Consider the following 14443-nt stretch of genomic DNA (forward strand, 5'->3'; position numbering starts at 1 on the left):
GGATCAATTCAGGGATTTGGATAAGTAGACTTGTGGGATCGCGTTACGGAAAACTCTATCCATAATGATTGCGACTGCCACAATCGCGAGACTGGCCCGAACACCGAGACCAAAATCCAGCCGGGTAAGACCGCGTGTGACCTCCGCCCCCAGGCCTCCGGCGCCGACCAGGCCGGCCAGCACGACCATCGCCAGTGACAACAGGATGCACTGGTTGACCCCAACCAATAAGGTCGGCATCGCTGATGGCAGCTCAATTTTCTTCAGGAGGCCGAATTTGGTGACACCCATCGCTCGACCCAGCTCCATTCGCTCTTGCGGGATCTGAGACATCGCCAAAATGGTTAGCCGTACCATGGGGGCAATGCCATACACGATAGTGGAGATCAACGCAGGAACAGAGCCCAGCCCAAACAGGATGACCGCCGGAACGAGGTATACCCAAGGCGGTAAGGTCTGCATGATGTCGAGCACGGGCCTGACCGCTGACTGAAGCGCTCTGGATCTTGAGACCAGAATGCCGATGGGGATCCCGATAGAGATGGAAATCAATACCGCGAATATGACAAGAGCGATTGTTTGCGTCGTCGCCTCCCACATCCCCATCAACAGGCAAACCGCGAGCCCCAATGCCGTCAGCAACCCCATTCGCCAGCCGGACAAAGCCAGCGCGCCAAGCGCCAGCACTCCAATAACATAGGGTGCCGGTGCATAGGTCAGTACTGACACGATCCCGGAAACGCCAGTGTTGAAAACGGACGCAATGCCGGCGAACACATGGTGGTAATTGACGTTGAGCCAGGAGAGAGCCGGGCCGACAACGGAGCCGGGAGAAATTTGAATGCTATCCACGACTACCTCCAAGCCTGACAGAACCAAGCCGCTGAGAAAAGCGATCCAGGACGATGCTCAAAACCACAATAGCGATGCCCGCGTTGATGGCCTGATCGATCTGGAGCGTGCGAACCGCGTCGTAAACTGACTGCCCCAGACCGCCTGAACCTACGATTCCGGCGATAACGACCATCCCGAAGGCGAGCATCAGGCTTTGGTTGATTCCGGCCATGATGGACGGGAAAGCAAAAGGGATAAGGATTGCAAACACCACGCGGCCGGGTTTCATACCGACCGCCTGCCCCAGTTCACGGAACTGGTTCGGCGTCATCTTGATTCCGTGCGCCGTCAATCGCAGGGCTGGCGGAATCGCCACCAGGCTCGTAGCACACATTGCTGTGGTAGGGCCGTAACCCAACAACGCAATGCCCGGCAGCAAGTAGATGTATGCGGGCATGGTCTGGATAAAATCCAGTATGACGTCGCTGGCCTTGAGCAGCCCCGAAGTAAGCCCCACGAAAATGCCCGCCGGGATTGCGATGATCAACGCGATGAGCGTCGAACTGAGCACCAAGGTGAGTGTGCTCATGGTCTCAGACCACAAGCCCATCATGAAGCAGAGCCACAGGCCGACAGCCGCTACTATCGCGAACGTCCGCCCGATAAGGAACCAGCCCGCTACCAAGGCTACCCCGATCACAACCCAGTAAGGTGGCATAGCGAAAACCCAGTTAACGGACTTGAAAACCGCATCAAGGGTGCCCCTGATCGCATCGAACAGGGTATTCGCGTTGTCGCTCACCCACATAAGGGCATCGTTGACGTATAAATCGAATGAATCTGTAAAGTCTGACATATGACTCCTTGACGCTAGGTGGTGTTAAGCCCCAATCAGTTACAGTCGACTCCTCGAACTGCTTTCAGCAGATCTTCGCGGGTGATTGTGCCTACCACCTGGCTGCGATCCATTATCAAAATCTCATTGGCGTTATGTTTGAGGCTAAGATCAATCAGGGTCTGCAGGTCGTCGTCAAGCCGAGCGCTCGGAGCCGTGGCTGAGCCAGGGTCTGAAAGCCGTAGAGGCGAGATGAGAGAGTGAGCCTTGACTAGATGCAGGCGAGAAATGCCTTCGACGAAATCGGCAACGTAGTCATCGGCCGGGTGCAACACGATGTCTTCAGGCGTACCTATCTGGATGATCCGCCCTTCCTTCATGATCGCAATACGGTCGCCAATCCGGATCGCCTCTTCCAGATCATGCGTAATAAAGATCGATGTTTTGTTGAGCTGGGTAGAAAGCTGCTTGAACTCGATCTGCAGCTGACGGCGAATGAGCGGATCCAGCGCGCTAAAGGGCTCGTCCATCAGCAAGATTTCCGGGTCGGCGGCAAGCGCCCGTGCGATTCCCACTCGCTGTTGCATCCCCCCGGACAACTCTCCAGGGTAACGATCCATCCAGTTGCCCAATCCCACTGTCTCCAGCGCCTTGCGGCTCGTCTCCAGCCGCTGGGCTTTGGAGAGTTCCTGTACCTCCAAAGGGAGCGCGACGTTCTCAAGCACCGTACGGTATGGAAGCAGTGCGACGTTCTGGAACACCATCCCGATGTGTTTAGATCGGAGCATTCGCAAGGACTTGTCATCCAGTTTGCAAACGTCCACGCCGCGGACGATTACCTCACCAACACTGGGCTCGATCAGCCGATTGAAGTGGCGAATCAGCGTAGACTTGCCGCTTCCGGAAAGCCCCATGATGCAGAAGGTTTCGCCCTGATATACCTCAAAAGAAGCATCGGCGACCGCGACCACACAACCAAACTCTTTAAGCAGCTGATCCTTGTCCCGAGTGCCGCTTTTCGCGGCTTCTATTGCTGCAGGCCCGCTGTTGCCAAAGAACTTCCAGACTGATCGGCATTCAATAGCCAGGGGGCGCTGGTTGATCTCTATCTCAGGAGTAGCTTTTAATATATTCATGACACACCGTCGACTCATCAGACTGGAAAGGCGCTCGACCGAGCCGAGCACCTATAACGAACTTTACCTGGGCGACATCACCGACCACTTGTCGACAAGCTTCTGGTTCTTGTCCCACCAGGCATCGACAGCCTGATTTATCGTTTTCCCGTTATTCATATCACCAGCGATGGCAGTAATGTCATCCTTGGGGATATACACAGTCGCAACCGACTCACGCGCCCTCGGGTTTTTTTCAGACCAGCCTTTCTGACCGATCCAATAGTAGCCTTGGGACGGAGCAAAAGCGCCTTTGGGATCCGCGAGAAACTTCACGTCAAACTTCTGCATCATCCAGGAAGGCTCCCAGAGCGTTACAACGATTGGCTGCTTGCGCTCTAAGGAAGATTGGAGTTGGGCGACCATCGCCGCGGTACTGCCGTCGATGATTTGATACTTCAGGTCATATTTCTTGAGAGCATCAGCTGCCTCACGCATCAGGCCTGAGCCCGGCTCAATGCCGATGATCTTTGCACTCACCTGGTCAGAAACAGTGTTCAGCTGATCAACTGAATCGATGTTCATGTAGGTAGGGACAACCAGCCCTTGGCGGACGCCGTAAGATGCGACTGAGATTTTTTCAAGCCTGTTTTTGTATTTGGCCCAATAATCAGATGTCACATAGTCGATGCTAGACAGCAGGATGTCGATATCGCCATGTTGCAGCGCACCGAAAGCAATTCCCCATTCGGAGAATTTAGTAAACTCAACCTTGAACCCCTGTTTTTCCAAAAACTTGACAGTCGGCTGAGAAATCGCCATCTGATCTTCCCACGCAAGACTGCCGACCTTGACAATTCCGCTCTCCGCGTGCGCGGACAACGCATACATCATGGTCAGTACAAGTGCAGCACATAACTTAACAAGGGCTTTCATGTTATTTCCTCTTATGGTCAAAGTCGGCAGCAAGCATAGTTGTTGTGATGAACAGAGCTGTTGTAACCAATCCTTCTGTGGGACATGTACCAAATAGTCGTGCAGGTACCATGCCAAAGCCAGAAATGCAGCATAGAGACCCTATCAACGGCGGTGTGGCTGGGGCTGCCTCCTTGGGACGTGCAGCGACAACTTCCTCTAATGGCAGCAAAAGCGTTCCACCCTGAAACAGAATTGTAAGAAGTATGGAGGATGCTGGCGGATGACGCGCATACGGACGTTCCAGAATGAGACGATCGTAAGAATCGCTTGTCTTAACGTATCATTCTGGAACAGAAACGACCGATATCGGCGCATTTACGTAGCCAAGTGGCGTTTCGTCGCCTGCCCCCTTCCGACCACGATCCATCCCTGGATACGCGTTCGCCTAGCAACATTTCTTCTGCTGCCTGCGCATCACCTCCCGTTTTTCGTTTCAAATTGAAACGATGCCCTGATCGCCTGAACAGCCCGTTCCAAAATGAGACGTTTTCCGCTTGTCATTGCGATTGTTTGCGAAGTGAATTTTGAACTGCGTTCCATATTGAGACACCGTGAAGGGCATGCACATCTAAGTTAATTCAACAAAATCAAGCACTTATAATTCTAACAGCAGATGCAGCACGCCATTGCGGTGCTTTTCTAGCTGGCACAGAAGCTGCTTAGAGTCCAGCACGGCAGGTGAAGCTTGGTATCACTTGTCAGTAACGATCTGACCGGCGGGCTGGGTTCACATCGAATAAACGGTGTCTTGAGGCCAGCCCAAGCGCAACTATGGAAGTCGCACATGCAAGCTCAACTTATCGTAATGCTGACCCACAACGATCTGACCGTTGAAAACTCCTTGGAGCTGTTCAACCAGTGCAAGGATTTGCCAGTGAGTTTCTGGGGTTTCAAGAACGTTGGTATCCCGGACGCGGCGATGCGTGAGCTCATCGCTGCCATGAAAAAAGAAGAGAAGGTCACCTTTCTAGAGGTAGTAACCTTTACCGAGGAGGAATGCCTTGAAAGCGCTAAGCTGGCAGTCGATCTTGGGTTCGATTACTTGACGGGTACCCGCTGGTTCCCGTCAGTCGCAGAGTATCTGAAAGATAAACCGATTCGTTACTATCCATTTGTTGGTGACGTCGGAGGGAGCCCGGTCTGGTTAAAAGGCACGATTGAGGAAATCCTGGAGGACGGTAATCGCCTCGAGCAGGCCGGGGTTCACGGACTGGACCTCGTAGCTTATAGGTATGTCGACGGAGATCCTGTCTTGCTTGCTCAACGCTTGGTCGAAAGAGCAACTTCGGAAGTCATCATCGCCGGCAGCATCGCGAGCGAAGAACGTATCCAGATCATGAATGCGATCAATCCATTTGCTTTCACAATGGGTGGCGCATTGTTTGAAGAACGCTTTGTACCCGGTGGCGACTTTCGCGCCAACCTGGAGCGCGTAGTCGACATTATGGATTCATTAGCCTAAACCTTTATAGTCTGACGAGGATCAATAAATGGATACCGAACTGAAAAAACCCGCCCAAACCAAGATCTGGATGGAAGGGGACGAAATCGTTCGCCTGTATTTCAAAACAAACCAAATCACTTTTGGCTCCTCCCAGCTTCACCCAGGACAGACTGGCGCCGTTGACCCCGGTCACCCTGACTCCCATGAAGTATTTTTCTGCGCGCGTGGGAATGTGCTCTTGCGCGTAGGCGATGTCTTCCATGATATGCACGAAGGCGATGCGGTATTGGTTCCGCCCACCATTCCGCATCAGCTTACAAATATCGGCGATGAACGCGCGCTGATTACCTGGAGTCTGGCCCCGAGTGAACTGTAAGTCCTCGGTTATGCCTTTTCGCCTTCGAAGGTTGATCTATGAACTATGTATTGGGCATTGATATCGGCACTACCGCTATAAAGGCGGCTGTCTTTGATGAATCCGGCCGGGATGTGGGTAGCCACACCTGTGAATACACGTTGTTGACTCCCTCCCCTGTCCAGGTCGAGCTTGATGCGCGCACCTACGTCAACGCGTTCAAGACGGCGCTTTCCAATGCCGTAGGCAAAGCGAAAATTGCCCGCACCGAAATTGTGTCTTTGGGCATCTCGGCTCAGGGGGAGACGCTGTTCTGCCTCGATGAACAGGCAGAGGTCTTACGTCCGGCCATCGTGTGGATGGACAACCGGGCTACGGAAGAAGCCAGTTGGATTGAGGACAAGCTCGGTCGCGAATTAATTCATCAGACCACGGGCCAGGTCGGGATGTCAGCAACATGGCCAGCTTCGAAAATCCTCTGGATCAGGAATAACGAACCGGAGATTTTTGCAAAGACTTCAAAATTTTTGCTGATCGAAGACTACTTCATCTATCTGCTTACAGGCCAGTTTGCCTCGGAAGATTCTCTGCTCTGTTCGACGATGTATTGGGACATCACCACCCGAGAATACTGGCCGGCGATGCTTGATTTGTTAGGCGTGTCGCAGTCCCAGTTGCCCGAGATCTATCATCCAGGGTCTGCGATCAGCAAGATCAGCGCCCAGGCTGCCAACGAATTTGGGCTGGGGGCCAATACGCTGATCTGTCTCGGCGCGCTGGATCAGGCATGTGGCGCGATCGGAGTGGGTAACATACGGCCGGGCATATTTTCAGAAAGTACAGGTGCAGCGCTTGCCTCAGTCGCGATGACTGATCGACCCGTGATCGATCCGGCTGGGCAGATGCCGTGCTTTGCCAGTGGTATCCCCGGCATTTATATGGTTCACGCTTATTCAACCGGAGGTATGGCCATCAGGTGGTTCAGAGATGCATTCTGCGCCTCGGAAATGGATGTTGAACGCTCAAGCGGCCTCAATGCATACGCCCTCATCGATTGCCAGGTAGAAAGTGTTGAGCCGGGCAGCGCGGGCCTGCGTGTCCTGCCGCATCTCCAGGGTTCAGGCCCACCGGACACTGATTGCCTTGCCAAAGGGGTGTTCCTGAACGTGACGCTCGCACATTCCAAAGCTCATTTTGCGCGCGGAATCATGGAGGGAGTTTCCATGGTCTTGCTCAGGATGCTTGAGGCAACTCGCTCGTTGGGGGTGGAGGTCGAGGAGATCCGTTCGCTGAGCGGTGGCGCCAAGAGTCGTGCATGGTGTCAGATCAAGGCTAACGCCTCGGGACTGCCGGTACGCACCATGAAAACAACTGACGTGGCGGCCAGCCTGGGCGCAGCCATACTCGCTGGCGTCGCTGCGGGGGTGTGGTCTTCAGTAGCCGATACGGCTTCTCGTTTCGCCGAGTACGACCTGGAGTACACCCCAGACCCTCGGCACAAGCCCTTGTATACCGAAATGCTCGGTGAATACAAACTGTTGATGCGAGAACTCGCACCCTCTTTCAAACGCTAACCCCCCCCCCCCGCATTTGCTTCCCCCTTCATCCTCTTGACCAAGAGAGGATGAGGCGGGGAAATTGCCGCATAAGACCTCCGAAAACCAGCTTGTTGGCGAGCGAATAAGGCTGATCACAGACGCCAGAGGTGGCTAATTAGCGCTTGTAGGCTGGCCGGGGATTACAAAATCTCGCGGCGCCTGATATGACATTGAAAAAGGCCCTTTCTTCATCGGCCGACGCTCGTAGAAGGCGCGAAATGTCTAACACAGGCCTCCAATCGCTTTAGCGATGGCGCCTAATCAAGCACCCTGTAGGGATTCCAAAGACATAATCGGCCGCGCTAAAGGACAGACCTTACTACCAGCCCGGTCTACCAGGGCGATTGCTATAAGACTCGAGCACAATACTGGCAACAGCTGTTCCATTCCGTAGGTGCATTCGAGTGGCCCTGTTGACAGCATCGCGACTGCACGTGTTACACCACCTACGATGGAAAACCACGCGAGAAACGGTCAGCGCTGGAGCTCTAGACCAACAGAGTGAAAGCCCCCTGCAGCAAGCTGATGACAGGCAAGCGGGCAAATTGAAGATTCTTGGACTGGGTATCGAGCCCCACGCTAAGTGCATACAGGAGTGCGCGACCGTCAAGACCAGTCAGTCAGTCAGCCGGTCGCTAGCGACCGGCTGACTGACTGACTGACTGACTGACTGACTGACTGACTGTCTCAGTTAACGGGCTCTGCTTAGAAGAGGCGAATCTTCACGAACCGAAGAGCCTTTGGATTCCTTCATCTCATCGGGTGTAAGCGACGCCGCATCGCTGAGATTCTTTGAACGCGTTTCCGGGGCAAGAAACCAGGATACGGCCAACCCCAGGAACGTTATCGCAGCGGCAAAATACATCGTGTTTCCGATACCTGCGTTCAGAATTGAGATCGGGATCAGGTAGGTGCCCACGACCGCCCCGATTCGCGACATTGAGGTTCCGAAACCGACAGCCGCAGCGCGAATCTCAGTAGGGAAAATCTCGTTGGGATAAACCAACTGCAGGACTTGTGCGCCACCGACGAGCAGCGCATACGCTCCAAACATGACCAGAATCATCAGTGAGGGGGCGTCTGGAAAGAGACCCAACAGCAGCAGTGCTACCCCTGACCACAACAAGCTGTGGATGAGCAAGCTGCGGCGGCCCATGGCATTGACGAGCCATGTCGCGATGCTACAACCCACAACAAACAACGTGGTGATTGCGATAGAGCCATAAGTAGCCCATGCCCCACTCAGATGCAACGCTTCAAGCACTTTGGGCGCGAAGGCATATACGGCGAAAACCGGGATAACTGAGCAAGTCCAGAACATGCTGACGAAGAACATACGCTTGCCGTATCCCGACCGCAGAAGATCGACAAAGGATAGCTTGAGGGCCCGAGGTTGTTCCGGGAGGTTCTGCAGGCCGAACGCGTTGCCAAAAACTTGTTTGATGATCAGCGCCGCCTCATCTGGCCGCCCTTTACTAAGTAGCCAGCGAGGAGACTCCGGGGTACCAAGTCGGACTGCAAACAGTAGAGTGCTGATGATCGCTGTGCTAGCCAGAGCGTAGCGCCAGCCATTCTCGATCCCCGACTGCAAGATGGCGCCGCCGGCAACATAAGCTACCGCCGCACCTGCGAACCAGCAGATCGTCAGGCCGGCCAAACGTGGCCCCCGATATTTCTTGGGTAGAAACTCTACGAGAAATGCAGTAGCGACCGGGTACTCAATGCCCACCCCGATCCCTATGATGAATCTTAGAACGAACAGAGTCGTTTCAGACTGCACCCACAATTGGAGCACAGAACAGAGCGTGAACAGAATTGGGCCAATGAAGTAGATCATCTTTCGACCGAATCGGTCGGTCAGGTTGCCGCCGAAAAAGCCCCCTACAAAGATGCCAAGGAGGGCCGAGATGGCAAGCATGCTTTCGCCAAGGCTTGTCAGCCCCATGGCCGGAACCAGGCTGGGCATTACAATACCAATGATGCTGAGAACGTAGCCGTCTACGAACGAGCCTCCCCCGGAGCGCAGTGTCAAAAGTCGATGGAAGCGGTTGAGGGGTACATCTTCAATGGAGACGTTGCTAGACATCTTTACACCTTTATTTTCTGAATTGTGAATGACCGAGCCTTTCGGGTGATGCGTGACTGGCAGGGTGTTCAGCAATTGAGGGCAAACCCGCGAAGGGCATGCCTATTCTTGTTTTAGAGGTTTCGGATTGCAGGTACGGCCGATGGAAATGCGGGCTCATGACTCTGTGCCGGCTGACACCGAGTCGAGTGATGCGACCCCCAGGAAGAATTCAGATCTCTCCTCCAGCGTGGGACTCTTCGTACATAAGTTTCGCTGTCGCGCCCAGAGTCAGGAAAGGTTCAGGGGGACACCAGCCTGGGGAGTTCGTATTGGAGAGATAGCGAAGCTCCTCGCTGTCTCTATCGCAGACGAGGTCAGCCAGGTAGAGTCCCAGCATGCTGCTCCTGGTGATTCCTAGACCGTCGCCCACGGTGCCCGCAAACACATTCTGCCCTACGCTGCCAAACAGTGACTGCGTGTTGGCTGTCAGTGGGATCATGCCGCCGTGCACGTACTCGAAGTTGACGTGTTTGAGATTTGGAAAACGGGATTCGAACGCTTGGCGCAGCTTTTTTCTGGAGCGCTGTACCCGCTCTGGTGAGGAGGTCTGGTGGGTAGAGAACGACAAGCCATTGCGGACAAAAATCCTGTTGGTACTGGTAAAGCGAACTGTTGTCCCCGCTGGGTGAGCTGCCGTACATCCCCAAGGCTCGATACCTCTGAACTGTTCGAGTTCGTCGGGGGTGAGTTGGCGCGTTAACGCTCCAAAGCTATTGATGCCAAACAAGCGACCTGATTCCTTGATACCAAAGTGGTTAACAAAGGCACTGACCGTCAGAATGATTTTCCCGGCGCGAACCGATTTGCCATTTAACAGGCGAACCGTCGGCGTAGCGCCTTCAATGACTTCCAGAACAGCTGTCTTCTCGAAAACCTGGACATTCTTAGGAAGCGTGGTCGCCAGTCCCCTGACCACTTCGGAGGGGTTGATCAGGATTGTTCCAGGGGTGAACAGGGATTTGATGTAGTAGCTGGTACCTAATGCCGAGGCTGTCTGCTCACGACTTAGCATCTTGCTCTCGCCGCCAATGGTTTCGAGGAACCTTGCAAGATTATCCAGAGCGGGCAGGCAGCGCTCCTCACGCGCCGCCAGGTATTTCCCGGACTCGCGCCAATCACATTGCAGGTTGTGTTCGTCCTTGATCGAGCGCAGCCGGTCAATGACTATATTGTTTAAACGCAGACGCCATTTGTGATGGTCAACGTCTGACTTGGGATCACCTACGGTGACGTGGGGAACATCAATCATGAAGCCGGCATTTCGGCCACTGTCGCCCATCCCTATCTGCACCGCATCAAAGACTGCGATCGACGCTCCAGGTCGGTTTTCAGCCAGCCGAGAAGCCGCATTGATCCCTGCAAATCCTCCGCCTACGATGACGTAGTCGTAATCCTTGGCGATATCTTCAGGATTCGCGAACGAGTGGGACTTGTTATTGGCGGTCAGGAACCAGCCTAGCTCACCAGAGGGCGCCGGGAAGCGCTTGACTTCTTTCATATCAGTTTCTTAACGCCTGTTAGAAGTACATGGCCGAAGCGCCAGAGGCGCCTCGGCAGATGCGATCTTAGTACAGCTTTACATCACGCAGGATGACATCGATTTCCGCCTTTTCAGCTGGCGACAGAGGCAGGCGCGGACGGCGGCTGTAGCCGCCCGTCAGACCGATGGTATCCATCACGTATTTGGTGGCCTGAATGAATTTGGATGTGCTCTCGAAGTAGCGGGCCAGAGGACGGTATGTGCGGGACAGTTCCCGTGCCTGCTCGATATTGCCCGCCTCGACAAGCTCAAGCAGGTCGCGAACCAGCTTCGGCGCGATGTTGCCCCCCAAGCAGACCCAGCCCCTGGCCCCTGCGCTGAACGCTTCAAAGTACATGTCTTCGTAACCGCAAACGGGGGTGAGCGCTCCCTTCAACTCATCAGCGATACGCGTAATGCGCTTGACATCGTTGGAGGACTCCTTGATCGCGACGATACGCGGGTGCTCACTCAGTTCCTTGACCAGATCGAACTGCATGTCGATGCCGTTGCTCCCCGGGTTGTTGTAAAGCATGATGTCGACCGCAGTCGCATCTGCAACCTCGCGGTAGTAGGTGGAAAGCTCATCGGGGCGCAGCCCCAGGCCCGGGTGGGACAGCAGCAATACGCCCTCGCCACCGTTATCACCAACATGCTTGGTCAGCTCGATCACTTGCTTTGTGGTAGTTGCGATAGTGCCGGCCATCAACGGAGCACGACCGTCCAGACGCTTCGCCGCAAACTCAAACACTTGCTTGCGCTCCTCGGGCGTCATCGCGCTGTACTCACCCAGGGTTCCGGCTACGCAGACGCCATAGCCGCCCTGCTCCACGAAATAATCCAGATTATTACCGAAGCCGTCGAAGTCGATCGCACCGTCCTCTTTGAACGGGGTTGCAACCACTGTAAATACGCCGCGAAGTTGACTCATGATTCGGTCGATCCTTTCAGATTGTTATACGGTTAGGACGCCACCACAGCGGGTAGCCTGCAACACGTATTGCAGCCTCCGTGCCAACCGGATCTTCGCGCAGCTCAATATGCACTTATCGTTAACTTACTGATTTAACTGAAATTATTAATCTGAGCGCCCACTCGGCGGGGCTATCTATGTATCATTATGAGACATTTATCCGCCTCGAATTTTTTAAGCTCTTTCTTCGCTTACCTTTTTTTTGTTTCATTTTGAACCATTACCAATGACAAATCGCCAAAGCGTGTCACAATGCGACAAAGTGGCTCTGGACGGGAATGTTTCGCTGTGACGCTGACGCCGATCATTCGGATCGGCTGACCTCCACGCCGAGCGGACGACTGCCTGCGTGCCGGTACGACAACCACGGTGATTCACAAATAAGACCAACGCTACCGGCCCTCAGGCTGCTGAGGTATCGGGGCATCGCTGGAGGGTTTTTTTATGATGTTGGGCGATTTTCGAACAGTGCACACGCGCCAGCTTTGGGAGCAGTTCATTTCGGGCGACGTGATCAATCCGGAGTCATTACCTGACTACGTCTACGGTGCTTGGCAATCCTGCAAACAAAACGGCGTGGATCCCCACAGCACTCTGAAGATACTCAACCTGCCCAAAGCCGACCTTGAACGTCTGCTGGGTGAATACTCCGAGTTGATCGAAATATCCAAACCTGTGCTGGACATGATCTTGTTCTCCACCAGCGGCACTCAATTCATCGTGATGCTGACCTCCGCACAGGGTGTGATTCTGCATGTGACGGGCGCCCTGGAAACTTTGAGTACTCAGGAAAATTACTACAACAAGCCTGGCGTCTATTGCGATCGCAATCAGTCCAGTGCACGGGCAACGACCCTGTGTCTGCAAGAGCGGAGGCCGGTCGCCCTGTGCGGCAGTGAGCATTTTCTGGAGGTTTTCCACAATTCCCTTTGCTATGCCGCTCCGGTGTACGACCATCTTGGAAATGTAGTCGCATGTGTTTCCCTGGCGTCGGCGCTACAGAATCAAAATCAAAAGACCCTCTCCATGGTCTCCGCCGCGGCTGAGAACATCAGCGCCCAGCTCCAACGGCGATATCTTTATGAAACCAAGAATTATCTGAGCTCTATGGTCTATTCGATCTGTGGTGCTTTGCCCGATGCCATTATCGCGCTGAACACCGAGAACAAGATCACCTACACCAACCCCGCGGGCGAGGAGCTTCTCAAAGCCTCCTCAGCTGAATTGCTGAATCGCGATATCAACGAGTTCTTTGACGACGCAAGCCTGCAGGAACTCGTGTACCTGACGGACACCAACAAGAAAAACAGCATCTCGCTGTCCTTGAAACACAACACTGAAAGCAAATGGCTATGTAGAGCCCATTCGCTATCCGACGCGGAAAATGCCCCTATGGGTATGGCACTGTTCCTCGCATCCGACAAGCAGATCATGCAAGGCCTCACCCAAGTGGGAGGCAACAGAGCCTACTACTCCCTGGACGACATTCAGGGCCGGTCTCCTCAGCTAAAGAGATGCGTCCAGCTCGCAAAGCAGTTGGCGAAGAAAGCCACGCGAATATTGATCAACGGCGAAAGCGGAACGGGCAAGGAACTGTTTGCGCAAGGCATTCACAATGCCGGGCCTAGACGAGCCCAGCCGTTCGTGGCGATATCCTGCGCCTCAATCCCCAGAGAGCTGATCGAGGCCGAGCTGTTCGGCTACGTGTCGGGATCGTTCACCGGCGCAAACAAAAACGGTGCGATCGGCAAATTCGAGCTAGCCCAGAACGGAACCCTGTTTCTTGACGAAATCGGCAGCTTGCCTCTTGAAGCTCAGGGCAAATTGCTCAGGGCACTGCAGCAGAACGAAATTACACGGATCGGGGGCAAGGTGCCGATCCCGGTAAACGTCAGTGTGATTTCCGCCAACAACATGGATCTCCATGAACTGGTGAGGACGCGAATGTTCCGGGAGGATCTTTTGTACCGACTCAATACGGTCGAGATATCCATACCTCCCCTGCGTGAACGGGTGGGAGACACCGAGGTGCTGATTCAGTATTTCATCTCGACCTTTGCAAAGGCTCAGAAGCGCCAGGTAAAGATTTCCCCGGGCTGGATGGAGGCGATGGTCAAACACAAATGGCGCGGTAACGTGCGGGAGCTGGAACACGCGTGTGAAGCGGCGTTGATTCTCTGTGATGACCAATTGTTAACCCGGCATCATCTTCCGCCTTCTGTGGAGGGCGGCATGGCCGAGGACGTCTTGAACGTTTCTGCAGGCCCGGTCGAGTCGCTTCAAGAGAGCTTCCACCGTTGGCTTCTTCAAGCTATTGAAATCTGCGACGGCAATCTGACGACGGTTGCCAGCAAGCATGGCTTGTCTCGCAGCACGTTGTATCGGAAGGTCAAGGAATACGGTATCGACGTGAATGGCTTCAGGTCGCGGCGCAGCCCTTCAAAACCTGCGCGAAAAGTCAAAGAGTAGTGAATATCACGCTTATCTACCCGCTGACATCGGTAGGTAAGCGGAGATTACAGCGGGCTCCCTGCTGAACGAGGCTTTCCCGCAGAGACCAAAAGCCCCGACATGCAAGGCGTGCCATGGCCTTCGGTCTCGCTGAGTTGATAACCTGAACACAGGGTGCGTAAGCGCCCTGGTTCCACGTCGCCCCTTACCCTT

At 54.3% G+C, this 14443-nt stretch carries 11 protein-coding genes; 4 read left to right on the plus strand and 7 right to left on the minus strand.

Annotated features, from left to right (window positions below):
- Positions 1 to 3: 3 nt before the first annotated feature.
- The 4 genes from TRP66_RS06825 to TRP66_RS06840 all read right to left on the minus strand — a co-directional run bounded on the left by TRP66_RS06825 (position 4) and on the right by TRP66_RS06840 (position 3720).
- Positions 4 to 852, minus strand: a complete 849-nt coding sequence (locus TRP66_RS06825) for an ABC transporter permease (protein WP_333400608.1) — start codon at positions 850 to 852, stop codon at positions 4 to 6.
- A complete protein-coding gene (locus tag TRP66_RS06830) occupies positions 845 to 1690 on the minus strand; it encodes an ABC transporter permease (protein ID WP_333400610.1) in 846 nt (281 codons plus the stop codon). Before TRP66_RS06830 ends, TRP66_RS06825 begins: the two co-directional genes overlap by 8 nt.
- Before the next feature lie 35 nt (positions 1691 to 1725).
- Positions 1726 to 2805, minus strand: coding sequence for a quaternary amine ABC transporter ATP-binding protein (locus tag TRP66_RS06835; RefSeq protein ID WP_333400611.1), 1080 nt, complete (start codon positions 2803 to 2805; stop codon positions 1726 to 1728).
- A 63-nt stretch (positions 2806 to 2868) separates the two neighbouring features.
- Entirely contained in the window at positions 2869 to 3720 is an 852-nt protein-coding gene (locus TRP66_RS06840) for a glycine betaine ABC transporter substrate-binding protein (RefSeq protein ID WP_333400612.1), read from the minus strand.
- An 826-nt stretch (positions 3721 to 4546) separates the two neighbouring features.
- Between TRP66_RS06840 and TRP66_RS06845 the strand changes: the two genes are divergently transcribed.
- Genes TRP66_RS06845 through TRP66_RS06855 form a run of 3 tightly spaced genes read left to right on the plus strand, consistent with a single transcriptional unit; the run spans position 4547 to position 7135 of the window.
- Positions 4547 to 5224 (plus strand): hypothetical protein, encoded by a 678-nt coding sequence (locus tag TRP66_RS06845; RefSeq protein ID WP_333400613.1) that lies wholly within the window; start codon positions 4547 to 4549, stop codon positions 5222 to 5224.
- Between the two features lie 28 nt (positions 5225 to 5252).
- Positions 5253 to 5582 carry a cupin domain-containing protein gene (locus tag TRP66_RS06850; protein WP_333400614.1) on the plus strand — a complete coding sequence of 110 codons (330 nt, stop codon included), beginning with the start codon at positions 5253 to 5255 and terminating at the stop codon, positions 5580 to 5582.
- Between the two features lie 38 nt (positions 5583 to 5620).
- Positions 5621 to 7135: a xylulokinase gene (locus TRP66_RS06855; protein WP_333400615.1), complete on the plus strand. Its 1515-nt coding sequence runs from the start codon at positions 5621 to 5623 to the stop codon at positions 7133 to 7135.
- 715 nt (positions 7136 to 7850) lie between these two features.
- On the opposite strand, the gene TRP66_RS06860 is transcribed toward TRP66_RS06855, so the two are convergent.
- The 3 genes from TRP66_RS06860 to TRP66_RS06870 all read right to left on the minus strand — a co-directional run bounded on the left by TRP66_RS06860 (position 7851) and on the right by TRP66_RS06870 (position 11737).
- The gene (locus tag TRP66_RS06860) at positions 7851 to 9245 is read right to left on the minus strand and encodes an MFS transporter (protein WP_333400617.1); all 1395 of its coding nucleotides are present in this window, start codon (positions 9243 to 9245) and stop codon (positions 7851 to 7853) included.
- A 211-nt stretch (positions 9246 to 9456) separates the two neighbouring features.
- Positions 9457 to 10785, minus strand: a complete 1329-nt coding sequence (locus TRP66_RS06865; protein WP_333400618.1) for an NAD(P)/FAD-dependent oxidoreductase — start codon at positions 10783 to 10785, stop codon at positions 9457 to 9459.
- A gap of 67 nt (positions 10786 to 10852) precedes the next feature.
- The gene (locus TRP66_RS06870; protein WP_333400619.1) at positions 10853 to 11737 is read right to left on the minus strand and encodes a dihydrodipicolinate synthase family protein; all 885 of its coding nucleotides are present in this window, start codon (positions 11735 to 11737) and stop codon (positions 10853 to 10855) included.
- Positions 11738 to 12223: 486 nt separating this feature from the next.
- On the opposite strand from TRP66_RS06870, the gene TRP66_RS06875 reads away from it, so the two are divergent.
- On the plus strand, positions 12224 to 14248 hold the full coding sequence (locus TRP66_RS06875) for a sigma-54-dependent Fis family transcriptional regulator (protein WP_333400620.1): 2025 nt from the start codon (positions 12224 to 12226) through the stop codon (positions 14246 to 14248).
- The last annotated feature ends 195 nt before the right edge of the window (positions 14249 to 14443 follow it).

It is taken from the genome of Pseudomonas sp. JDS28PS106, from assembly GCF_036706555.1.
Lineage (GTDB): Bacteria > Pseudomonadota > Gammaproteobacteria > Pseudomonadales > Pseudomonadaceae > Aquipseudomonas.